At 38.8% G+C, this 23,899-nt stretch carries 22 protein-coding genes; 6 read left to right on the top strand and 16 right to left on the bottom strand.

From position 1 onward, the window contains the following. Positions 1-18 precede the first annotated feature (18 nt). The 5 genes from PVK63_RS15875 to PVK63_RS15895 all read right to left on the bottom strand — a co-directional run bounded on the left by PVK63_RS15875 (position 19) and on the right by PVK63_RS15895 (position 5,739). Positions 19-1,275: a glutamate-5-semialdehyde dehydrogenase gene (locus PVK63_RS15875; RefSeq protein WP_165366863.1), complete on the bottom strand. Its 1,257-nt coding sequence runs from the start codon at positions 1,273-1,275 to the stop codon at positions 19-21. A gap of 14 nt (positions 1,276-1,289) precedes the next feature. Further along, complete coding sequence (proB, locus tag PVK63_RS15880) at positions 1,290-2,399, bottom strand: glutamate 5-kinase (RefSeq protein ID WP_130044768.1); 1,110 nt, start codon at positions 2,397-2,399, stop codon at positions 1,290-1,292. Positions 2,400-2,566: 167 nt separating this feature from the next. Further along, on the bottom strand, positions 2,567-3,811 hold the full coding sequence (gene frsA / locus PVK63_RS15885; protein WP_130088242.1) for an esterase FrsA: 1,245 nt from the start codon (positions 3,809-3,811) through the stop codon (positions 2,567-2,569). A gap of 141 nt (positions 3,812-3,952) precedes the next feature. Next, a complete protein-coding gene (gene gpt, locus PVK63_RS15890; RefSeq protein ID WP_130044766.1) occupies positions 3,953-4,411 on the bottom strand; it encodes a xanthine phosphoribosyltransferase in 459 nt (152 codons plus the stop codon). A 35-nt stretch (positions 4,412-4,446) separates the two neighbouring features. Next, the gene (locus PVK63_RS15895) at positions 4,447-5,739 is read right to left on the bottom strand and encodes an NCS2 family permease (protein WP_130044765.1); all 1,293 of its coding nucleotides are present in this window, start codon (positions 5,737-5,739) and stop codon (positions 4,447-4,449) included. An 828-nt stretch (positions 5,740-6,567) separates the two neighbouring features. On the opposite strand from PVK63_RS15895, the gene PVK63_RS15900 reads away from it, so the two are divergent. Continuing rightward, positions 6,568-8,022 (top strand): aminoacyl-histidine dipeptidase, encoded by a 1,455-nt coding sequence (locus PVK63_RS15900; protein WP_130088241.1) that lies wholly within the window; start codon positions 6,568-6,570, stop codon positions 8,020-8,022. Positions 8,023-8,093: 71 nt separating this feature from the next. Here the strand turns inward: PVK63_RS15900 and alr are convergent, their stop codons facing one another. The 11 genes from alr to bolA form a co-directional block, all read right to left on the bottom strand. Then, entirely contained in the window at positions 8,094-9,305 is a 1,212-nt protein-coding gene (alr, locus tag PVK63_RS15905) for an alanine racemase (RefSeq protein WP_130088240.1), read from the bottom strand. Between the two features lie 201 nt (positions 9,306-9,506). Then, positions 9,507-10,592, bottom strand: a complete 1,086-nt coding sequence (gene dinB / locus PVK63_RS15910; RefSeq protein ID WP_130088239.1) for a DNA polymerase IV — start codon at positions 10,590-10,592, stop codon at positions 9,507-9,509. Positions 10,593-10,950: 358 nt separating this feature from the next. Continuing rightward, entirely contained in the window at positions 10,951-11,184 is a 234-nt protein-coding gene (gene nqrM / locus PVK63_RS15915) for a (Na+)-NQR maturation NqrM (RefSeq protein ID WP_130044761.1), read from the bottom strand. Positions 11,185-11,195: 11 nt separating this feature from the next. Continuing rightward, a complete protein-coding gene (locus tag PVK63_RS15920; protein ID WP_423734716.1) occupies positions 11,196-12,185 on the bottom strand; it encodes an FAD:protein FMN transferase in 990 nt (329 codons plus the stop codon). A gap of 202 nt (positions 12,186-12,387) precedes the next feature. Further along, positions 12,388-13,614, bottom strand: coding sequence for an NADH:ubiquinone reductase (Na(+)-transporting) subunit F (gene nqrF / locus PVK63_RS15925; RefSeq protein WP_130088238.1), 1,227 nt, complete (start codon positions 13,612-13,614; stop codon positions 12,388-12,390). 29 nt (positions 13,615-13,643) lie between these two features. Next, on the bottom strand, positions 13,644-14,240 hold the full coding sequence (nqrE, locus tag PVK63_RS15930) for an NADH:ubiquinone reductase (Na(+)-transporting) subunit E (protein WP_061030474.1): 597 nt from the start codon (positions 14,238-14,240) through the stop codon (positions 13,644-13,646). A gap of 7 nt (positions 14,241-14,247) precedes the next feature. After that, a complete protein-coding gene (locus PVK63_RS15935; RefSeq protein ID WP_130044758.1) occupies positions 14,248-14,880 on the bottom strand; it encodes an NADH:ubiquinone reductase (Na(+)-transporting) subunit D in 633 nt (210 codons plus the stop codon). Then, positions 14,880-15,647: a Na(+)-translocating NADH-quinone reductase subunit C gene (locus PVK63_RS15940; RefSeq protein WP_130044757.1), complete on the bottom strand. Its 768-nt coding sequence runs from the start codon at positions 15,645-15,647 to the stop codon at positions 14,880-14,882. The genes PVK63_RS15935 and PVK63_RS15940 overlap by 1 nt, the downstream gene beginning before the upstream one ends. Further along, positions 15,637-16,881 (bottom strand): NADH:ubiquinone reductase (Na(+)-transporting) subunit B, encoded by a 1,245-nt coding sequence (locus tag PVK63_RS15945; protein WP_130044756.1) that lies wholly within the window; start codon positions 16,879-16,881, stop codon positions 15,637-15,639. Before PVK63_RS15945 ends, PVK63_RS15940 begins: the two co-directional genes overlap by 11 nt. Positions 16,882-16,884: 3 nt before the next feature. Next, a complete protein-coding gene (locus PVK63_RS15950) occupies positions 16,885-18,225 on the bottom strand; it encodes a Na(+)-translocating NADH-quinone reductase subunit A (RefSeq protein WP_130048760.1) in 1,341 nt (446 codons plus the stop codon). A 392-nt stretch (positions 18,226-18,617) separates the two neighbouring features. Next, the gene (gene bolA, locus PVK63_RS15955; RefSeq protein WP_130048758.1) at positions 18,618-18,932 is read right to left on the bottom strand and encodes a transcriptional regulator BolA; all 315 of its coding nucleotides are present in this window, start codon (positions 18,930-18,932) and stop codon (positions 18,618-18,620) included. A gap of 95 nt (positions 18,933-19,027) precedes the next feature. Here bolA and PVK63_RS15960 point away from each other — a divergent pair, with 95 nt between their 5' ends. The 5 genes from PVK63_RS15960 (at position 19,028) to PVK63_RS15980 (ending at position 23,812) form a co-directional block, all read left to right on the top strand. After that, the gene (locus tag PVK63_RS15960; protein WP_130048756.1) at positions 19,028-20,176 is read left to right on the top strand and encodes a methyltransferase; all 1,149 of its coding nucleotides are present in this window, start codon (positions 19,028-19,030) and stop codon (positions 20,174-20,176) included. A gap of 15 nt (positions 20,177-20,191) precedes the next feature. Next, positions 20,192-20,761, top strand: a complete 570-nt coding sequence (locus PVK63_RS15965) for a YajG family lipoprotein (RefSeq protein WP_130048755.1) — start codon at positions 20,192-20,194, stop codon at positions 20,759-20,761. Further along, positions 20,761-21,321, top strand: a complete 561-nt coding sequence (locus tag PVK63_RS15970; RefSeq protein WP_130044751.1) for a peptidylprolyl isomerase — start codon at positions 20,761-20,763, stop codon at positions 21,319-21,321. Before PVK63_RS15965 ends, PVK63_RS15970 begins: the two co-directional genes overlap by 1 nt. Positions 21,322-21,411: 90 nt before the next feature. After that, a complete protein-coding gene (locus PVK63_RS15975; RefSeq protein ID WP_130088237.1) occupies positions 21,412-22,755 on the top strand; it encodes an AmpG family muropeptide MFS transporter in 1,344 nt (447 codons plus the stop codon). Between the two features lie 283 nt (positions 22,756-23,038). Then, positions 23,039-23,812, top strand: coding sequence for a nucleoside-specific channel-forming Tsx family protein (locus PVK63_RS15980; RefSeq protein ID WP_130088121.1), 774 nt, complete (start codon positions 23,039-23,041; stop codon positions 23,810-23,812). Positions 23,813-23,899: the final 87 nt, after the last annotated feature.

Genomic DNA, 23,899 nt, shown 5'->3' on the forward strand with positions numbered 1-23,899 from the left:
GATACTTTAGAGCTATAGCTAAGAGCGGATTAAGTAATCTGCTTTACCAACCCATTTATAGCTTGTTAGCTCTTCTAAGCCCATAGGGCCACGTGCGTGAAGCTTCTGAGTTGATACCGCTACTTCTGCACCTAAACCAAACTGAGCACCATCAGTAAAGCGTGTTGATGCATTTACGTATACCGCAGCAGATCCAGCCGTATTAATAAACTTCTCAGCGGATTCAATGTTGTTAGTTAAGATGGTATCTGAATGGCTCGCGTTATGCTTTTGCATATGTGCTGCTGCTTCATTAACATCTGCAACCACTTTAACGCCTAATGTGTAGCTAAGCCATTCTGTATCAAAATCACCTTCTTGCGCTTCACGTAATGATACGCCTTCAAAATCTTTTAATAATGCGTACGCTTTAGGCTCTGCAACTAACTCAACACGGCCTGCCATGTTATCGGCAAGTAGTGCTAAAAACTGTGGTGCTACCGCCTCATGAACCAATAGCGTATCTAACGCATTACACGCAGATGGACGTTGAGCTTTTGAATTATCAACAACTACTAAGGCTCTTTCTAAATCCGCGCTTTCATCAACAAACGCATGGCTAATACCAAATCCACCGATAATCACAGGAATAGAGCTGTTTTCTTTACACATTTTGTGTAAACCAGCCCCACCACGTGGAATAATCATATCAACATAATCATCCATCGTTAGAAGCTGTGATACTAACTCTCGGTCTGGTTTTTCAATGTATTGAACAGATGCAGCTGGTAACCCTGCTTTTTCTAAAGCAACTTGGATAACCTTAACTAACTCCATATTGGAGAAGAAAGTCTCTTTACCACCACGTAAAATACTGGCATTACCTGTTTTTAAACACAAAGAAGCGATATCAATCGTTACATTTGGGCGTGCTTCATAGATAACACCGATAACCCCAATTGGCACACGACGACGAGATAATGACATCCCATTTTCAAGGACTTTACTGTCAATTTCACTGCCAACAGGATCGTTTAAACTAATAACATTACGTACATCATTAGCAATACCAACTAAACGCTCTTCAGTGAGTAATAGACGATCTTGCATTGCATCTGAAATACCCGCTTCAACAGCAGCTTTAATGTCTTTTGCGTTAGCAACTAATATAGCGTCTTTATTTGCTTCTAGTTCATCTGCAATAATGGCAAGCGCCTTGTTCTTTTGTGCTGTTGGAGCAACAGCCAAGTCAAATGCAGCGGCTTTTGCTGCTTGACCCATAGTTGTTAAATTCACAATATATCCTTTTACTAAATCAGTACTAAATCATCACGATGGATAGCTACAGGGCCATATTCGTAGCCTAATACTGCGTAAATATCCTGACTGTGTTTTCCTAAAATCTTAGTCAAATCATCACTCGAATAACGTGAAATACCACGAGCAATTAATTCGCCTTTTGTATTAACAATTTTGGCTACGCCACCACGAATAAAGTGACCAGAAACCTCAGTAATACCTTTACTTAATAAACTACTGCCTTTTTGCTGAACCGCATTTACCGCGCCATCATCAATAACAATACTGCCTTTTGATGGAGGCCCAGCCAAGATCCAACGTTTACGGCTTTCTAAAGCACACTCTACCGGTAAGAATTTCGTACCTTGAGGCTTAGAGTTCACAACATCGGTAATTACATTTTCTGCACTACCCGCTGCGATAATTACTTCAATGCCTGCTCGACGTGCCACATCAGCCGCTTGTAGCTTAGTTGCCATACCACCAGTACCTAACGTGGTACCACTGCCACCAGCAATCTTACGCAGTGTTTCATCGATAGTATGAACTTCTTTAATCAGTTCTGCTTTTGGATCTTTACGTGGGTCAGCAGTAAACAAACCTGATTGATCTGTTAATAATAGTAATTTATCTGCACCAGCTAAAATACCCACTAACGCAGAAAGGTTATCGTTATCACCCACTTTAATTTCATTGGTTGCTACTGCGTCGTTTTCGTTAACAATAGGCACAATGTTATTTTTAAGTAGCGCAGTTAGCATATCTCGTGCATTTAAATAACGCTCACGGTCATCTAAATCTGCGCGGGTAAGTAGCATTTGACCGACATCAACACCATAAATACCAAATAAACTCTGCCATGCTTGAATTAAGCAACTTTGACCAACAGCAGCCAGTAGCTGCTTATTGGCCATGGTTTTGGGTAGCTCGGGGTAGTTAAGATGCTCACGGCCAGCGGCAATAGCCCCAGATGTAACAACAATAACCTGATGGCCCGCTTTTTTTAGCTGAACACATTGGCGAACTAACTCAACCATGTGTGCTCTGTCTAATTTTAATGTGCCACCTGTGAGTACACTTGTACCAAGTTTAACGACTATGGTTTGAGATTGTGTATTCAATTCCCTACTACCTATTTTACTTAATAAATGATGTGATTATTACGACGATAATCATCGTAATATAATTGGAATAACTGTAACTACTTTTAGCAAGCAAATCAGAACAGTACAAGCCTAAAATAGCATTTAATAACATTTCACTTTAATAAGATGGATAAAAAGTCAGATTATTGCTTCATCTCTTCTTTTATCCACTCAATCATCTGATTTAGTGCCTCTTCGTAGCCACTATGCAAGGTCTTACTTTTTAATTCAATCCCTTTGCCATACTGGCTAAATAAAGATGCCAACTTGTTATCCGACTTTGGTGAAACAGGATCACCTTGTAATCCAATCGAAAGGATCGATACTGGTGTTTTTCTTCCTCCAGATAAAAAACCTTGATTCTTTAATGACCAAGCCTGCATTTGACTTGTGAGGCTATTGATATCAACAACTTGTTTAACTAAGCGAGAGGCTAATACATCCAAATACATCTTAGGCATTTTTTTCAAAGATGCTGAATCAGATAAAATATGATGAATTGGAGCACCCAATGCGACACAAGCCTTCAATCTGCTTGGTTCTAGAAAAGAAAGGCGTAAGGCTACATTCCCACCAAATCGAAAGCCCATCACCGCAGCATGAAAGCGATCCACCCATGGAATGTTTGGTAAATGGTTAAGCACAGCCTGATGCAAGCAACTCGAATCCTCAGTCAAAGGCCAATGAGAACTATGGCCAATCGATGGCATGTCCAGCGTTAACATTGCGATATTGTTTGGAGCTAGGAAATCACGGTACAAACGCCACATATCCGTTTGTAATGAGTCCATACCACCGCTAACGATAACGACAGGTAAAGGCTTTTCTGTGCTTGGTAAGTGCAAATAACAGGTGATTTTTCGTCCCTGATAAGGAACCAATATTTTCTCTACTCGATGAGACGATTCTTTTGCTGCCATCTCATACGCTTGATTGGCAAGAACCTGAGCCTGAGTTGCAAGATTATCCCCTTTTATATGCGGATATCCGGCAATGCTAAAATAAAGACTGGCTTTAAAGAGTTCCTCAGCGGCTTCATCTCCTTTCAGATCGGCTGCTCTTTTTTGGTGATCCATTCCTGCATGAATCCACTCATAAGCCCAATTACCAGAGTGATAGCCACTGACTGTATCTAACCATTCATCACGAGTTCTATGTTTATCACTATTCGCAATTCGAGCAAGCAGTAATTCTAACTCAATCGGCTCTACACCTTGCCAAATCCATTGAGGTCGACGCAGCTCTCTATACCAACGACGATCATGAATATTAGAAGATATCTGCTCTGCACTGCTTGGAAGATAAGGAACAAGGCCTGAGGTTTCTAAGGCTTGTTTATTATTTTTAAATAATTTAACGGAGAGGTTTTCACTTTCAGGCTGAGTCATATATCAACTACCACTAATACAAAGGTTCATAGCCATTACTATATACTGAAAGAGAAATAAGAAATACGTAGAGTGTAATAAAATCAAATTCAAGGCAAAAAAATGGCCCTATTTAAGGACCATTAATCAATTAACTTGCGATTATTTTTTCGCAATAGGATCAACGTATGTTACCGCCATATCCCATGGTTGTTCAATCCACGTATCTTGTGGGATATCTACAATGTAAGTATCCACTAAGTGAATTCCTGCAGGCTTAGCACATACAGTTACTAGTTTACCTTTAGGATACATTTCACGTAATTTAACCGCTGTATCACCGCTGTCAACAAGATCATCAATGATGATAAAGCCTTCACCGTCACCTTCCATTGCTTTAACCACTGTCATGTCACGCTGATGATCATGGTCATAGCTTGAGATACATACTGTATCAACATAACGGATATTTAACTCACGAGCTAAGATAGCAGCAGGAACTAAACCACCACGGCTCACAGCCAAAATACCTTTCCATTGTTCCGCAGGAAGTAACTGCTCAGCAAGCTGGCGAGTATACATCTGCATGTTGTCCCAAGTGATTACAAATTTGTTAGCCATAATAGACAAAACCTCTAAAAAGCATAGACAACAGACTATGCCGTAAAAATAAATTTCAGCGTGAATAGTGCAGCAAGAACCCAAACACTGATGTGAACATCACGACCTTTACCACTTAGCAATTTAATTGCCGCATAAGAGATAAAGCCTAAAGAAATGCCATCAGCAATAGAGAAGGTTAAAGGCATTAGTAAGCATACCACAACAACAGGGGCTGCTTCAGTAAGATCTCGCCAATCAATACTCACAAGACCTGACATCATTAAAATTGCTACATAAAACAATGCTCCAGCAGTTGCATAAGCTGGAACCATACCTGCTAAAGGTGAGAAAAATAATGCAAGAAGAAATAATACACCAACAACAACAGCAGTTAAGCCAGTACGCCCCCCAGCAGCAACACCAGAAACACTTTCAATATAAGATGTTGTATTTGATGTACCTAATAAAGCACCAACAGAAGTCGCTGTTGAGTCAGCTAATAATGCTTTATTTAAACGAGGGATATTTCCATCTTTATCCATGATGCCCGCTTTCTGAGACACGCCAACTAAAGTCCCTGCTGTATCAAATAAATCAACAAACAAGAAAGCAAAAACAACAGTCAACATGCTCAATTCAAACGCACTAGAAAAGTCTAATTGTAAAAATGTTGGTGCGATACTTGGTGGCATTGACATAATGCCTGCGTATTGAACATCACCGAAAAGTAATGAAAGAGCAGTAACCGCTAAAATAGCGATCATTACAGCAGCTTTATAACCACGATGAACCAATGCAATCGTTAAAAAGAAAGCCAATGCCCCCATTGCAGCAGGAAAACCGTTAATAGCTCCCATTGAAACTAAAGTTGCTGGATTATCAACAACGATACCTGAGTTTTTTAATGCAATAAAAGCCAGGAATAAACCAATACCCGCAGAGATGCCCGTTCGTAAAGAAAGAGGGATTGAATTAATAATCAATTCTCTAATTTTAAACAAGCTTAATAATATAAATAGAACACCAGACATAAATACAGCCGCTAATGCAACCTGCCATGTATGCCCCATACCTAAAACAACGGTATAAGTAAAGAAAGCGTTTAGTCCCATTCCTGGAGCTTGCGCAATTGGGAAATTAGCAACAAATCCCATAATAAAACAACCGATTGCAGCAGCAATACAAGTTGCAACAAATACTGCACCTTTATCCATACCGGCATCAGCTAAAATAGCTGGATTAACAAAAATAACATAAGCCATAGTTAGGAAGGTGGTTAACCCTGCAATAATCTCAGTACGAACATTCGTACCGTTTTCTTTCAGTTTAAATAGTTTCTCAAGCATTTGAGTAATCCCTAAAGTTTTTATTGCAATCTAAACGTTTGCGTAATCGATTGGCTGAGGATTATAAAGAGGAATTATAGGAATTTCTAGCGATAGTTACCCTTTTACTATGTAAATAGTAAATAAAGTGAATGCCTTGATCTAATAATTAATTTTTTTTATTTAAAGTCAGTATCTTAAAATAGAGATGAGGGTTTTGAAGGGATTTAAGCAGAAAATTTAGATAAAAAAAACGCCACCCAAATGATTTGGCTGGCGGAGAATTAAGTCACCCTTAATGGGGTTAATTGAATTCCAATTATAGGGGTATTACTTTACTGTATAAAACCGAAGTTTTATTAGTAACCAAAGCAAGCTGGGTATACGAATTGACTTGTATAAACAGAGCGTTGATTCCAGAAACTTGAAGAACTTAAACAAAACATAACATCACCTTATCAATTGATAGTTTTTAACATTAAAATTGATCTCGGTTCCTTGGAGGCGATAAATCGGACTCATCCTTTGAGCATTTATTTCTTGCTGTAACAGCAGATGAGTTAACTATACCACCATGAAATTTAATTACAACAAAAACATGACACAGTTCACACTTATTAAATTAATCCTCTCTTTAGTATCGAACGTTATGTAATTTTATTACTTTAATTTTTGCTATTAAAAAAACACTCTATTTCTCGTACTTTCTTCATGACTTCTGATAATGTATTTGCAATATCAAACAGAGTAATTAGCTAAATTCATAGGTATACTTGTTTTAATTAACAACCAATAACTCAAATGAATAGAGCATTTCTAAATAAATAATGCTTTCAAAAGGAGATCCTTGTGTCTGAGATCAGTCAACTAACCCCTCAACCACTTTGGCAGTTTTTCGATAAAATTTGTTCTATCCCTCACCCTTCTAAGCATGAAGAAGCGCTCGCTCAATACATTATTGAATGGGCAACAAGTGAAGGTTTAGATGTACGTCGTGATCCAACTGGCAATGTATTCATTAAAAAGCCAGCAACCGCAGGCATGGAAGATCGTAAAGGGGTTGTACTTCAAGCGCATATCGACATGGTTCCACAGAAGAATGAAGATACCGACCATGACTTTACAAAAGATCCGATTCAACCTTACATTGATGGTGAGTGGGTAACCGCTAAAGGAACTACTCTTGGTGCTGATAATGGTATGGGTATGGCTTCTTGCTTGGCTGTGCTTGCTTCAAAAGAGCTTAAACATGGTCCATTAGAAGTCTTACTTACTATTGATGAAGAAGCGGGAATGACTGGCGCTTTCGGTCTAGAAGCTGGTTGGTTAGAAGGCGATATCCTTTTAAATACTGACTCAGAGCAAGAAGGCGAGATCTACATGGGCTGTGCTGGCGGCGCTGATGGTTCAATCAAATTGAATATCGAGCGTGAAGCATTACCTAGTGGTTATGTAACTCGTCAAATTACACTAAAAGGCTTAAAAGGCGGTCATTCAGGTTGTGATATTCACACTGGCCGTGGTAATGCAAACAAATTATTAGGTCGCTTCCTTGCTGGACACGCTGCTGAACTTGATTTACGTCTTGTAGAATTCCGTGGTGGTAGCTTACGTAATGCTATTCCTCGCGAAGCATTTGCAACAGTAGCCGTACCCGCTGAAAACGAAGCGAAACTAGCTGAATTATTCACTTTTTATACTGAGTTATTAAAAGAAGAATTAGGCCGTGTTGAAACAGATATTGTTACATTCAATGAAGCAGTATCTACTGAAAATACATTAACGTCAGTAACTCAAGCACGCTTTATTGCTACTCTTAATGCATGTCCAAACGGCGTCATCCGTATGAGTGATGATATTGAAGGTGTTGTAGAAACGTCTTTAAATGTTGGCGTTATTACCACTGACGAAAGTTCTATTACTATTCTATGCCTTATCCGTTCTCTGATGGATTCAGGGCGTAGCATGGTTGAAGGTATGCTTTCATCTGTTGCAGAACTGGCTAGCGCACAAGTTACTTTCTCAGGGACTTACCCTGGTTGGAAACCTGATGCTGACTCTGAAATCATGCATGTTTTCCGTGATGTTTATGAAGGTATTTACGGAAATAAACCAAATATTATGGTTATTCACGCAGGTCTTGAATGTGGTCTATTTAAGAAGCCTTACCCAGAAATGGATATGATTTCATTTGGTCCAACAATCAAGTTCCCTCACTCTCCAGATGAGAAAGTGAAAATTGACACCGTTGCTCTTTATTGGGAGCAAATGGTAGCTATCTTAGAAAATATCCCTAAGAAATAATTCTATTACTTGTTAATAAAAAAACGGTCAGCATATGCTGACCGTTTTTGTTTGTACCAATAGAGCAGATATTATAAATATACTTTCGGGTTGGTTGCACCCCAGATAACATATAGCTCAGGCATACTACGGCTGCTAAATGCTTCCATTTCTTTAGTTTCAATCGTCTCTTCATTTTGAGAGCCAAAAAGAACTACTTCATCACCTGGTTGAACATCAGCAATATCGGTAACATCTACCATAGTGGTATTCATAGACGTCACACCCACTACATTTGCTTTCTGGCCATTAATTAATACGTAACCATTATTACCAATAGAGCGTACGTAACCATCAGAATAGCCTAATGGTAGGTTAGCTAGAATAGAATCACGTCCCAATACATAAGTACTGCTGTAGCCAATAGTGCTGCCTTTTGGTAAGTAATTTAAAGATGCCACAGAGGTTTTAAAGCGAACAATGCGCTGGTACTCTGGATTACTTGGCATATCACCATAAAGTAGGCCACCAGGACGAACCATATCTAAATGTGCTTCTGGCAGGTTAATTGTAGTGTAAGAGTTTGCTACGTGTAGAGTGATATTTTCACGATTTAACTGAGCTTCATCAATCAACCATTGGCTTTCTTGTTTGAATAAGTTCAGCTTTGTACGGATCTCTTCAACTGACTCATTTGGGAAGTGAGTCATAATGCCGACGATATTAACATGACCATTAAAGGCAATATTTAACGCTTCTTTTTTACCTTGTAACTGAGACAGATCTAAACCATTACGCCCCATACCACCAGCATTTAGAGCTAAGTGTACTGGAATAATAGTATTATTTTTTTTTGCTAATTTAGCAATGGTATTAGCTTGCTCACTTGAACCAATTAACTCTTCAATTTGGTATTCTAGACCTGATTGAATTTCATTTGGTGTTGCAGCGCGTACACGCATGATTTCGCCTTCGAAGCCTTTAGCTCGAACAATACGCGCTTCTTCATTACTAGTAATACCGATGCATTCAACGTTGCGATCAATCACTGATGCCATTAGGCCTTCAATGCCATTACCATAAGCATCTGCTTTCATAATTGCACACACTTTAGTCCCTTCTGATAAGGTCTGTTTTAGTGTATCAATATTATGTTGAAAAGCCTTTGTATCAATCTCTAACCATGCATTGGTTTGTTGAATTTTCTCTTGATTCGTTAACGTATCTAAAGAAAGTAAAGGAGCTGAATTCGCTACTGCTGGAAAAACCAAGCTTAACGCCAATGCACATTTTGTAAACTTCATAAACAACCGTTTCTATATAATAATTATCTTATAAATTTTGAAACGAGATTATATATTGCTTATTTTATCAGCTCTACAAAAAATAGCTTATATTACATACAGCTAAAACACTTATAACAATAGCGCTAGAAATAAAAACCTATCGCGCACGACCGGGTCTCATTTTGAAAACATAAGTATCATTATTATTACAGCACGTTCTTAAATCAAACTTAATTGCTGAAAAACCTCTCTATCTTTAAGCATAACACTTACTCCTATCAGTCTAATTTCTCGATTCTTTTGCCTTTCTAACACTTCGATAAGTAACTCTTCAAAAAATGCTAAGGTAAGACTGGAATGAACATGCTCAATTGTTGTTTGTTGAAAATCAGCAAATTTAATTTTAATCCCTTGCTTAGCAATACCTAAAGAACCATTCGCTTTAAGTAAACGTTTTTCTAGCTCTGGGTATAATTTAGTCTGAATCACCGACCAACACTCTTCAAAAGAGTGAATATTATGAGTAAACGTTCTCTCTACTCCTACTGATTTTCGATTCCGTTCAGTAATAACTTCTCTCTCATCAATCCCATGCGAACGCTTCCAAAGTGAAGCCCCCATTTTTCCAAACCTTAACAATAACTCTCGCTGTTCGCATCGTTGCACATCATTGCACGTATATAAACCAAATTGGTGTAGCCGCTCTAAACTCACCTTACCAACACCGGGAATTTTCTCTAACGGTAATCCCTTTATTTCACTCATTACTTTATCTGGAGTAATAACATATTGCCCGTTGGGTTTATTAAGATCGGAAGCAATTTTAGCTAAAAACTTAAGTGGTGCAATCCCTGCAGAAGCAGTCAGTTGCAACTCATTAAAAATATCTTTTCTGATTTGTTCAGCTATAAGTGTGGCTGAGCCGTGTAATAGTGAGCAATCACTTACATCCAAATAGGCTTCATCTAATGAAAGGGGTTCAATTTTATCTGTATAGCGCTTAAAGATACGGTGAATATGAAGAGAGACCTCTTTGTATACCTGCATTCGACCGGGTACAACGACTAAATTAGGGCACAGTTTTAATGCTTTTCCCGTTGGCATTGCTGAGCGTATCCCAAATTTTCTTGCTTCATAATTACAAGTACTTAGAACACCACGTTGCCTTTCGTGCCCACCGACAGCCAGTGGCACATTTCGTAATAATGGGTTATCTCGCATTTCTACCGCTGCGTAAAAGCAATCCATATCTATATGAATTATTTTCCGACCTTTTTTCTCAGTATTTAACTGCGAGTTTTTCATATTTATGCTCACACAACACAACTGTATAAATAAACAGTTAAATGATAGCGCTGAATCATTTCAGATTCAAATAATTAATACCTACATCACGACTTATACCATTCTGGATAAGTAGTTGTTCAGATAATTGCGTAGGAAAAATCGATTAGAGCAAGGCATAAATTACAGTAACTAGTGGATCTAATTACACCTAATTTTTGCAAAAAAAAAGTATAACTCTGATATAATCGATTTTAACAAGCAAGAATGATCAAATACTTATGTAGATTGGTATTATTATGATGAGTGATCTCCAAATAAAAAAACAGCACTCAAAGGTGCTGTTTTCATTTAAAGATTACTCGTCATCAAGAAAAAATTATGCGATACGATCTTTTTCCCACGCCGCTAATTTTTCAGCTCGGATGGCTTCTTTGGCTTCACGTTTTTTACGTGCATCACACGGTTCAGGACAGTTACATACCTTATCGATACCAACAGCACCAAGACCGCCACAGCTACCTTTAACGACTTTACGTTGTACAATATAGCCAATAGCCATTGCACCAATAACCGCTAAAAATACAAAAAAGGTAATTAGAAAAGTATTCATTATCTACTCACTTATTTCAAAAAAGGCTTAAAGGCTTCAGATGCGATTTCTTTAAAGCCATCTTGTGTCTTCACTATCATGAAAACAGGGATATTATGTTGTTTTGCGACTTCCATGCCTTTTTCTTCACCTAACACCATTAGGCCAGTTGCCAATCCATCAGCTGTCATCGACGATTTATCAAGCACTGTTACTGAGACAACTTTATTCGCTATTGGTTTACCCGTAATTGGATTGATAATATGGGAGTAACGAACGCCCTCTTTTTCAAAGTATATACGATAATCACCTGAAGTCGCGACTGCGTGGTGACCAGGCTCTATAATTTCTTGAATTGCTCGTTCATCAACGGATGGCTTCTCTATTGCAATACGCCAAGCAACATTTTCTTTGTTATTGCCTTTAACACGCATTTCACCGCCGACTTCAACCATGTAATTTGTGATGCCTAACTCTTCTAAGTAATTAGCAACAACGTCAACTCCCCAACCTTTCGCAATCGTTGATAAGTCTACATATAATTCAGGGATGTCTTTAGTTACCGTTGTTTCTGTCACATTAAGATGTTGAATCCCAACAATCGCACGACGAGCACTTAATTCTTCATCTGTAGGAACAACTTCTGGGCGAGCTTCTGGTCCAAACCCCCATAAATTAACAAGAGGTCCAACAGTAACGTCCAATGCTCCCATCGTTAATTGATTAAGACGCATCGCCTCTTTAATCACTGTTGCCGTATCTTTTGATACCGTAAATGGCGTAGAAGCAGTACTTTGATTAAAACGACTTAGCTCTGAGTCTTTACGATAAGTCGACATTTGATCATTAACTAATTCTAACTTTTTATCTACTTCTGTTTGAATTGCCTCAGCGGTAGGTAAGCCCTCTTGGTCTATAAACTTGATATTATAGCTTGTACCCATGGTTGGTCCATTCAGGTATACCTGTTCACGTTGATCACCGCATCCAGAAAGTAGTACTAGAGCAAAGGATACCAAAATAGCTGTTTTTACTTTATTTACTAAATGAGTAAAACTGACAGTCACTGCCAACTCCTTAATTAAATATAGATAATGCAACAAGGCACAGGAATATAGATTTACAAAACCTATATCCCTGTACTTTGTCAGGTTATATAGAGACATTAATACGAAAAAAGGCTGACTCAGTGATGAGTCAGCCAATATTTTTTACTTTAATGGATTAACCACCAAAGTCATCTAGCAAGATGTTTTCATCTTCAACACCAAGATCTTTCAGCATACCGATAACAGCAGCGTTCATCATTGGTGGACCACACATGTAGTATTCACAATCTTCAGGTGCTTCATGATCTTTCAAGTAGTTTTCATAAAGTACATTGTGAATAAAGCCTGTGTAACCATCCCAGTTATCTTCTGGCATTGGATCAGAAAGTGCACAATGCCATACGAAGTTTTCGTTATCAGCCGCTAGGCCATCGAAATCTTCAACATAGAACATTTCACGCTTAGAACGTGCACCATACCAGTAAGACATCTTACGCTTAGATTTAAGACGTAAAAGTTGGTCAAAGATATGAGAGCGCATTGGCGCCATACCTGCACCACCACCGATAAATACCATTTCATTATCTGTGTCTTTAGCAAAGAACTCACCAAATGGACCAGAAATAGTACATTTGTCGCCTTCTTTAAGAGACCAGATGTATGAAGACATCACACCAGGAGCTACATCAGGGTTATTTGGCGGCGGAGTTGCAATACGAACGTTAAGCTTGATAATGCCTTTCTCTTCTGGGTATGACGCCATAGAGTAAGCACGGATCGAATGCTCATTTACGATTGACTCATAACGGAATAAGTTAAACTTATCCCAATCGCCACGATATTCTTCAGGAATATCGAAATCTGAGTATTTAATGTGGTGTGGTTCAGCTTCAATTTGAATGTAACCACCAGCACGGAATGGAACTTCTTCACCATCAGGGATAGCAAGAGCCAATTCTTTGATGAAAGTTGCTTCGTTATCATTAGAGATAACGGTACATTCCCACTTTTTAACACCAAAGATTTCTTCTGGAAGTTCAATTTCCATGTCAGTTTTCATTGCAACTTGACATGCTAGACGCTCACCTTCACGAGCCTCACCTTTTGAAATGTGATCAAGCTCAGTAGGTAAAATATCACCACCGCCAGATTTCACTTTCACACGACACTGACCACAAGAGCCACCACCGCCACATGCAGATGATACGAAAATACCCGCGCTACCAAGAGCACTTAGTAATTTACCACCAGGCTGTGTAATGATTGCTTTATCAGCATCGCCGTTTACAGAGATAGTAATGTCACCTGATGGTACTAGCTTAGATTTAGCGAATAAAATCACTAACACTAAAGCCAATACAATAATGGTAAACATCGCTACACCAAGAATAATGCTTTGCATTTGTTATTCCTTATTATTGGGTGCTTACCCTACAGTTGAACACCAGAGAAAGACATAAAGCCTAACGCCATTAAACCTACTGTAATGAAAGTAATACCTAGGCCACGAAGACCTGGAGGTACATCTGAATATTTCATTTTTTCACGAATACCAGCAAGTGCTACGATAGCCAGCATCCAACCGATACCAGAACCAAAACCGTATACTACAGATTCAGCAAAGTTATAGTCACGCTGTACCATGAAAGATACACCACCGAAAATTGCACAGTTAACTGTGATTAACGGAAGGAAGATACCTAGCGCATTGTACAAAGGTGGGAAGAAGCGATCTAAGATCATTTCTAAGATTTGTACAAGTGCTGCGATAACACCGATAAAGGTAATAAAGCTAAGGAATGTTAAATCAACACCCGCTACAATCGCATTTTCTTTTAGCAAGTAAGTATAAACAAGGTTGTTCACAGGTACCGCAATTGTAAGTACAACAACTACTGCAACACCAAGACCAAACGATGTTTTTACTTTCTTAGACACAGCTAAGAAAGTACACATGCCTAGGAAAAATGAAAGCGCCATGTTTTCGATGAAGATCGATTTAACAAGTAAACTAATATAATGTTCCATTTCGACCTTACTCCTTCGCTTCTACTTGTTCAGGTCTAATGATACGGATAGCCCAAATCATAAAACCAATTAAGAAGAATGCAGATGGTGCTAGAAGCATCATGCCGTTTGGTTGATACCAACCACCGTTAGAAACAAGTGGAAGAACCTCAACACCAAACAGTTTACCTGAACCTAAAAGCTCACGGAAAAATGCAACAGTCATCAATACAAAACCGTAACCAAGACCGTTACCAATACCATCAATAAATGATGGAAGTGGTGCAGACTTCATTGCGAACGCTTCAGCACGACCCATTACAATACAGTTTGTAATGATCAAGCTTACAAATACTGAAAGCTGTTTAGATATATCGTATAGATATGCTTTCAATACTTGGTCAACAACGATTACCAAAGAAGCAATGATCGCCATCTGAACGATGATACGAACGCTGTTTGGCATGTGGTTACGAATTAGCGAAACGAATAAGTTAGATAAAGCAGTAACAAATATTACCGCTAAAGTCATAACAAAAGCCGTTTCAAGTTTAGTAGTTACAGCTAGAGCCGAACATACACCAAGAACTTGAAGCGCGATCGGGTTGTTATCCAACACCGGCGCTAAAATGCTCTTTTTAATTTCTTTAGCATTAGCCATTAGTTCAGTTCTCCATTACGAACTTTAGTAAGGAAAGGACCGAAGCCATCATTACCTAACCAGAAGTCAAATGTATGTTGAACACCATTAGCAGTTAGAGTTGCACCAGAAAGACCATCAACACCGTGTTCAGAACCTGCTGGAGCACCGCCTTTAACAATCTTAATTGCAGGGTTATGATTTGCATCATACAGTTTCTTACCTACAAATTGTGCACGCCACGTTGGGTTTTCTACTTCACCACCAAGTCCCGGAGTTTCCGCTTGATCGTAGTAAGTAATACCAGCAACAGTGTTACCATCAGTTTCAACAGCAACAAATGCATACATCATTGACCATAAGCCAGTACCGTGAACAGGGATAATAACTTTAGACACGTTATCGCCATCTTTAACTAGGTAAACAACACCTACATTAGCACGACGAATAATGTTTGCTTTATCTTGTTCAGCAGTTAACTTAATTGATTGTTTTGGATCTTTAGCCGCTTTACGTTGATCGTAAGTTGCTGCATCACCTTCAACAAAATCACCCGTTTTGAAATCAACAAGACGAGGCTCAATGTTTGCAGCGAACAACTCAGGAACTGAGCCTTCACCAGTAACACCAGCAACTTGAATGATTTTGCTTTGCTTATCTAGCACGGCATTAGCTTGCTGCTTAGGTTTAAGAACAACAGCAGCAGTTGATACGATGATTGAACACACTAAGCTCAAACCAATAACAACACCGAGTGTTTTTTTAATGCTATCGTTATTACTTGCCATAGCGTTTTAGTCTCCGTTTCACGTTACCTTCAACTACAAGGTTATCAAACAGTGGAGCAAATAGGTTTGCAAACAGAATAGCTAACATCATACCTTCTGGGTATGCTGGGTTAACTACACGGATCATTACAGCCATAGCACCAATTAAAATACCGTACCACCACTTACCTTTACTAGTAAACGATGCCGATACAGGGTCTGTAGCCATAAAGATCATACCAAACGCAAAACCACCTAAAACTAGGTGCCAATGCCAAGGCATGCTAAACATTGCGTTTGTATCAGAACCGATCAGGTTAAACAGCGTTGACACTGCAACCATACCGATCATAACACCCGCAATAATGCGCCAAGATGCAATACGCATATAAACGATCATTAGGCCACCAAGGATCAGAGCAAGAGTCGAAACCTCACCAATTGAACCTGGAATATTACCAATAAACGCATCCATCCAAGAGATAGTGTTGCCAGTAATTGTATTAACTAAACCGCCTTGACCACCTTGCGCCCATTGGCTAAGTGCTGTTGCACCAGAGAAGCCATCAGCTGCAGTCCAAACCGCATCACCTGAAATTTGAGCTGGGTATGCAAAGAATAAGAATGCACGACCCGCAAGTGCTGGGTTAAGGAAGTTACGACCAGTACCGCCAAAAATCTCTTTAGCAACAACAACACCGAAGGTAATACCTAACGCTGCTTGCCATAAAGGAAGTGTTGGTGGAACGATCAATGCGAACAGAATAGAAGTAACGAAGAAGCCTTCATTTACTTCATGCTTACGCACCATACAGAACAATACTTCCCAGAAACCACCAACGATAAATACCGTTGCGTAGATAGGTAAGAAGTAAGTAGCACCCAGAAGCATGCTACTGCCCCAGCCAGCATCGGAACTTACGGTACCGCCTAACATTTCGGTTAGCCAGTAGTGCCAGTTTCCAGAGATAACTGCAGCTAGTTCAGCACCAGAATACATGTGCTCAAGAGCAACGATTGCTTGGTGACCTGCGTTATACATGCCCCAGAATGTAGCTGGGAATACCGCAAACCACACCATGATCATGATACGTTTTAAATCAACGCTATCACGAACATGAGAACCACCTTTAGTTACTAAACCAGGTGTGTAGAAAAGTGTTGCTGTTGCTTCATATAAAGCAAACCACTTCTCATATTTACCGCCTGGTTCAAAATGATGTTCAACTTTTTCAAATAAATTTAAAAGGCTCATCAATTACCCTTCCTTCTCGATGGTATCCAAGATCTCACGAAGCATTGGACCATACTCATATTTACCAGGGCACACATATGTACATAGACCTAGATCATCTTCATCTAATTCTAATGCACCTAAACGTGCTGCACTGTCAACATCGCCAGCACAAAGATCACGTAACAACATCGTTGGTTCCATATCTAATGGCATTACACGCTCGTAACTACCGATTGGTACCATTGCACGATCACTACCGTTAGTAGTTGTCGTCATGTTAAATACTTGACCTGAGAATACATGGCTTAGGAAAGAACGAGTTACTGAGAACTTGTTTTTGCCAGGAACAGCCCAACCAAACAACTCTTTTTCACGTCCTTCACGAAGAACAGAAACTTGTTGATGGTAACGACCAAGATAAGCGTGAGGACCTGAAGCTTGAGTACCGTTAAGTACTGAGCCAGAGATAACACGTACTTCACCAGGCATCACTTCACTGTCAGTCAATTCAAGTAAGCTAGCACCAGTAATAGTACGAACTAAACGAGGATTATTTACTGCAGGACCAGCTAAAGATACGATTCTATCTGAGTAAATTTCACCCGTTAAGAAAAGTTGACCAAATGCGATCACATCTTGGTAGCCAATGCTCCATGCTACATTCTTTGTATCTACAGGATACAAGAAGTGCATATGTGTACCTGCTAGTCCTGCTGGGTGCGGGCCATCGAATACATGTTCTTCAACATTCTTTTGAGAAGAGCGAGGTAAGCTACCGCCTTTTTTACATACATATACTTTCTCACCTGTTAATACAGATAATAAGTCTAAGCCTGCAACAAAAGCCTCTTCTTGTTGGTTAATGATCACTTCTGCATCAGCTGCTAAAGGATTAGTATCCATAGCAGTAACAAAGATAGCCTTTGTTTCAGAATCGATCGCTGGAACCTTGCTGAACGGACGAGTACGTAATGCAGTCCATGCACCAGAATCAACCAGTTGTGTTTTAATCGTTTCACGATCAAGAGACACTAGTTCATTCGCTGCATAGCTATTAAAAGTAACCTGCTCTTCGCCTTCAACTGCAATTACTACAGATTGAAGTACACGCTTCGCACCACGGTTAATTTCAATAACCTTACCACTTACTGGAGCAGTAAAAATAACGCCTGGATTCTTTTTATCAGCAAAAAGAACCTGACCTTTTTTTACTACATCTTCCACGCGGACATGCATCGTAGGACGCATACCAACGTACTCTTCGCCAAGCAAGGCGACTTTAGTGATGGATTTACCATCATTAATCACCTGAGTTGGAGCTCCTGCAATAGGAAGGTCCAAACCCTTTTTTATTGTAATCATACGCACTTGCACTAATTTTATGGGAAAAAAGATTCTATATAAGACACGACATTACTAATAGGTTTAATACTGTTAATTCGAAAATCGCAGTACGTAACATTTTAGTAATATGCTTTTTACATAAATACGAAAAAGCTGTTTTAAGGCCGAAGATTCTATCATTTTTTATGGTGAAAATGCCATGTTCAATCTCCAGATTCCTACTATTTTTTGCTATTCATTGTTAAAAGTCATTGAAACATGTTGCGTATTTTAGACCAAGTGCACAATTCTTGTTCAAAATCAAAAAATACCACCTAAGTAGTATCCATTTCGATAAATAGCCACTTTTTAACATGTCGCATCATGATGTATTTATTTTATGTTAAAAAATAAACATTTCATTTTCAAATTTAACCTTTACCACCACCCATGCAATCAGGAGATGTTGGCACTCGCTCATTATCTAGTACTTCCCACTCAGCTTCTGTATAAGTGTGAATTGCTAATGCATGAATATGGTTTGCAAGCTCATCAGCCAAAATGGTATTAATCATACGATGGCGTGCTAATAATCGCTTACCATCGAATTCATCACTTACTGCAATGACTTTAAAATGGCTTTCAGATCCCTCTGGTACATTGTGCATAAAGCTCTCATTTAAGACTTTTAGATAAGAAGGAGATAGTTCTGAGCGTAATTTTTGTTCAATTTGATGCTGAATCATATAATTCCTTTCTTTATTTGAATTCTTCTGTTTCCACTTTATACACCATTTGCGACAATAGCTAGAAGCCTTCCCTATTTGAAGATTGAATCATTATGAAAACAGAACTGTGTCTACTTGACCGAAGCCTAAATTTACAACGTTACCCTAAACGTGCTCAAGAACTACTGCAAGCATGGGATGCTGGTGATGAATACCTAATTAAGCATGTTGAGGAAGAATTAAAGTTAGAAGAGGGAAAAAATATTCTCATCTTAAACGATAACTTTGGTGCTTTATCTTGTTGGTTCTCTGAAAAACACAACGTAACCATGATGACTGACTCTTTTGTCTCTCAGCGTGGTACATTAAAAAACCTTCAACGTAATCAATGTAACCGTGTTCAGTTAATCACTTCAACTGAAGAAATGCCTCAAGGCTTTGATCTTGTTCTCATGCAAATACCAAAAAATAATCGCATGTTAACTTGGCAACTTCAGCAACTTCGTCAATCTATGAGTGCTGACTGCCCTATTATCGCTGTAAATAAAGCAAAGGAAATCCACAATTCGACTCTTGAGTTATTTGAAGATTTCTTGGGTGAAACAAAAACCTCTTTAGCTTGGAAGAAGCACCGTCTAGTATTTTCAAATGCAAATGCAACTAACCCTGCAACCATTGCAGAAGCGGTATGCTGGAGTGTAGATAATGAAGATATTGATCTATTAAACTACCCAAATGTGTATTCTGGAGAGCGTTTAGATCAAGGTGCTCGTTTTATGCTTGAGCATATTCCGGTTGATCCTGAGTTACGTCATATTATTGATTTGGGTTGTGGTAATGGCGTTCTTAGTGTTAAAGCCGCTCAACTAAACCCAGAAGCTCGTATTACCTGTGTTGATGAGAGCTTTATGGCCGTTGAATCTGCTCGTCGCAACTTAGAAGTAAACTTAGGTAAAGAGCGTCAATTTCAATTTATTGCTAATAACTGTTTGGATGGATTTAAAAAACACAGTAGCTACCTAGTTTTATGTAACCCTCCATTCCATCAAGGCCAAGCGATTACTGATCATATTGCATGGCAAATGTTCTGTGATGCTAAGCACATCTTATGCAAAGAAGGAAAATTATTAGTTATTGGAAACCGTCATCTTGATTATGATGATAAATTATGTCGATTATTCGGTGAAGACAACGTCACCACTATTGCTAGTAATTCAAAATTCGTTATTTTAGAAGCCGTTAAAGCTGAAAAATCAAAATAAAAAAAGGATATTCCAATGAAAAAGGCCATTATTGCCCTTTCTGCTCTATTTTTAGCTGCATGTTCTGCTCCTTCAGATCCTCAATTGGATATAAAACCAGTTGCATCAAGCAATGCACACCAGATCGTTGAAAATATAAAATTAACTCTGGATAGTAGTGATTTACGTACTGCGCAATACGTTGCAGTGATTGATAATGGACGCCAAAATGTTCAGCCAATTCATGCAAAACAAAACCTACGAGTTACGCTTGAAGATGCTCTCTCTACTCAATTAAAAAATCAGGGATTTATCGTTACTGTTGATAGCGATAACACGTTACGTCTAGACATCATTGAAGCATTAGTTAGTGTTCAACACTCATTAATGAGCAATGAAATAAAGACACAAGTAAAGCTTCAAATCACAGCAGAAACACCAAGAGGAAAGTTTGTAAAAACCTACAACGGCGTTTCTGAAAAATCAGGCTCTATGAGTGCAGATAACCAAGATATCGAGCAAGTATTAAATGATCTTCTGAATGCAGTATTAGACAAAATTGCCGTTGACGAAGAACTACAAACTTACATCAAAGGTAACTTTTAATGGTTAAAATGATTTCAAAAGCAGCTGTCATTGTCGCTGCTCTTATGACGAGTCAAGCTGCACTTGCTGAATCAGTGAAGTTTGATACTACGTTAGGCAGTTTCACTGTAGAGCTGAATTCAGAAAAAGCCCCTATTTCTGTGGCTAACTTTCTTCGTTATGTTGAGGACGGCAGCTATGTCGGTACTCAATTTCACCGCGTGATCCCAGGGTTTATGGCTCAAGGCGGTGGTTTTGATAAAGACATGCTAAAAAAAGCAAGTTACGGTCCAATTAAGAATGAAGGCAATAACGGGTTAAGTAACGATACTGCAACTATTGCAATGGCTCGTACCAATAACCCAGACTCTGCAACTCGCCAATTCTATATTAATCTAAATAACAACGGGTTTTTAAACGCAAACCAACGTCCACCAGGTTATGCTGTTTTTGGTAAAGTTACGCAAGGTTTTGAAGTAATTCAAGAAATGGCGACAAAACCAACAAAAGCATTGCCAAATGGAATGCGTGATATCCCAGTTGAGCCAATTATCATAACTAAAGCAACATTAATTAAGTAATTTAGTTATTATTGATTCTGTTTCATTATCAAAGCAGCTTACGAGCTGCTTTGTTTTTTCTCATATAAATATAAAAACAAGGAGCGTTTCATGTCTCAATCCATGCAATGGAAATCAGCGATTAAAAGCTACATGGATAAACGCCTACTTTGGGTCTTCATGCTTGGCTGCTCTAGCGGTTTTCCTTGGGTATTAATTGGCTCAAACATGTCGGGTTGGTTAAAAGACGCAGGGCTTACTCGCGCCGCTATTGGCTATTTTGGTTCAGTCTTTGCTGTTTATGCAATAAACTTTATGTGGGCACCTTTAGTTGACCGTGTAAAACTTCCTTTTATTGGTAATAAACTAGGGCAACGCCGTAGTTGGATTTTTCTTTGCCAAGCTATCGTACTATTTTGTACCTTACAAATTGCAGGCCTAGATCCATCAAATAATTTAATGCTGGCCTCAATGTTTGCTTTGGCGATTGCAACCGCTTCTGCTACTCAAGATGTTGCTATTGACGCTTTCCGTATCGATACCTTCCCTAAATCAGAATCGACCAAGATGCCACAAGCCTCTGCAATGGCCGTCATTGGTTGGTGGACAGGTTATTCACTTCCAGGTTATTTAGCGTTTGTTAATGCGGATAGCATAGGTTGGAATGGTGTTTATTATGGAATGGCTGGGATCGTCGGGTTATTGATGGTATTTACTTTACTCGTTGGCGAGCCAAAAACTAAACGTGATGAACTGCAACATGCAGCAGAAGAACGCCATAATAAACTCGTAGGTTCTAAAGTCGCAGCTTGGTTTACGGTAACCGTTATTGAACCGTTCTATGATTTCTTTAATCGTAATGGCGTAAAAACAGCTTGTACTCTATTACTGTTTGTTTTTCTTTTTAAAATTGGAGAGGCCTTCTTAGGCAGAATGTCGATTACCTTCTATAAAGAAATTGGATTCAGTAATGAACAAATTGGTTATTACTCAAAATTAATTGGTTGGGGGGCTACCGTCTTCTTTACCCTATTAGGCAGTTTGATCAACGTTCGATTCGGCGTAATTAAAGGATTAATGATCGGCGGTATTGCTATGGCTGCAAGTAACCTAATGTTTGCTCTCATTGCTAATGTGGGCCCTAATGAACATCTATTCTTGGCTACAATTATCGTTGATAACTTTACAACGGCATTCTCTACGGTTGCCTTTGTCTCTTTCTTAACGATATTAACTGGTGAAGCGTTCTCTGCAACCCAATACGCTCTACTTGCTTCATTAGGTAATCTAGGTCGAACTACCTTAGCGTCATTCAGTGGAGAATTAGCTGACTACTTAAATAGTTGGCCATTATTCTTTATATTGACAGCAGTAATGGTGATCCCAAGCTTAGTTATGCTGCTTATGCTTAAAGGGCATTTCAAAGCCCTACTTGATAAAGCTCAAGGTTCTTAAACGCTCAATTTAGATAACATATCCACTATCAAAGCCTCTATATCTCGGAGGCTTTTTTGTTTGTGTTCACAATTATCTGTCAGAATAATGTCAACTGGGTGATATAGATCACCTTAATGTCAAAGTCGAATTTATAAACACGATCAAGATCTACATACAACATTAGAGTTACATTGGTTGCATTTAAAAAAGTGAACTTTATCGATATCATGTGCGCATCTTAAAAACAGTACTCAACCTACTGACCTATTATTCTAGTAATACTAACTATAGAGATGCCATTATGCGTAAATCCCTTTTAGCTCTATCTGTTCTTGCTACCACTGTTGCTATCCCTGCTCAAGCTGAATACCTATATGGTTTCGCAAATATGAGCGTGAACTACTTAGATTGGTCAAGCGATACAACAGACCGTTCAGGTAAAGAAGATTTTACTTACTTAGAGCTTGAAGGTGGCTCAGGTTATACTTGGGGTGAACTATACGGTTTTGCTGATATTGAAAACCTAGAAAATGGTTTTGATGAAGCACGTACTTCAATCAAAGGTAGCGTAGCATGGAAAACTGGTATCGAAGAGCTTCGTTTATACGCACAACTTTACAATACAAACTCAGCAGGCTTCACTGCACAAAATACTGTCACAGGTGTGTCGTATAACTTTAGTGGTGATAATTGGTATTTCAATCCTTGGGTTGGTTTCCATCACACAATCACAACTAACTCATTCCAATTTGATAAGAATGGTGACCCATTACCAGCTAAATCATTTAGTGGTATGAATGGTGGTATGTTTGGTTGGGCTTTGGGTTATAACTTTAACCTAGGCGAACAAAAATTTACACTATCAAACTGGCATGAAACTGAGTTTGGTCGTAAAAATGATTACCTTGCAGCTTCTGGTGAATCAGATGACCTATCAATGAACGGTGCTGTAGCTCTTTGGTGGAACGCAACTGATGCTGTTACAACTGGTATTCAATACCGTTATGCTGATAATAAACTAGGTCAAACAAAACTTGATCAAGCTGTAATTTACACTGTGAAATACAACTTCTAATCTAATTTAGATTATTAATTTTACTAAGGCGCTCACCATGAGCGCCTTTGTTTTTTCTAATAAACCTATTACACTTCTCTCATTATT

This window comes from Aliivibrio sp. S2TY2, assembly GCF_028765525.1.
Taxonomy (GTDB): Bacteria; Pseudomonadota; Gammaproteobacteria; order Enterobacterales; family Vibrionaceae; genus Aliivibrio; species Aliivibrio finisterrensis_A.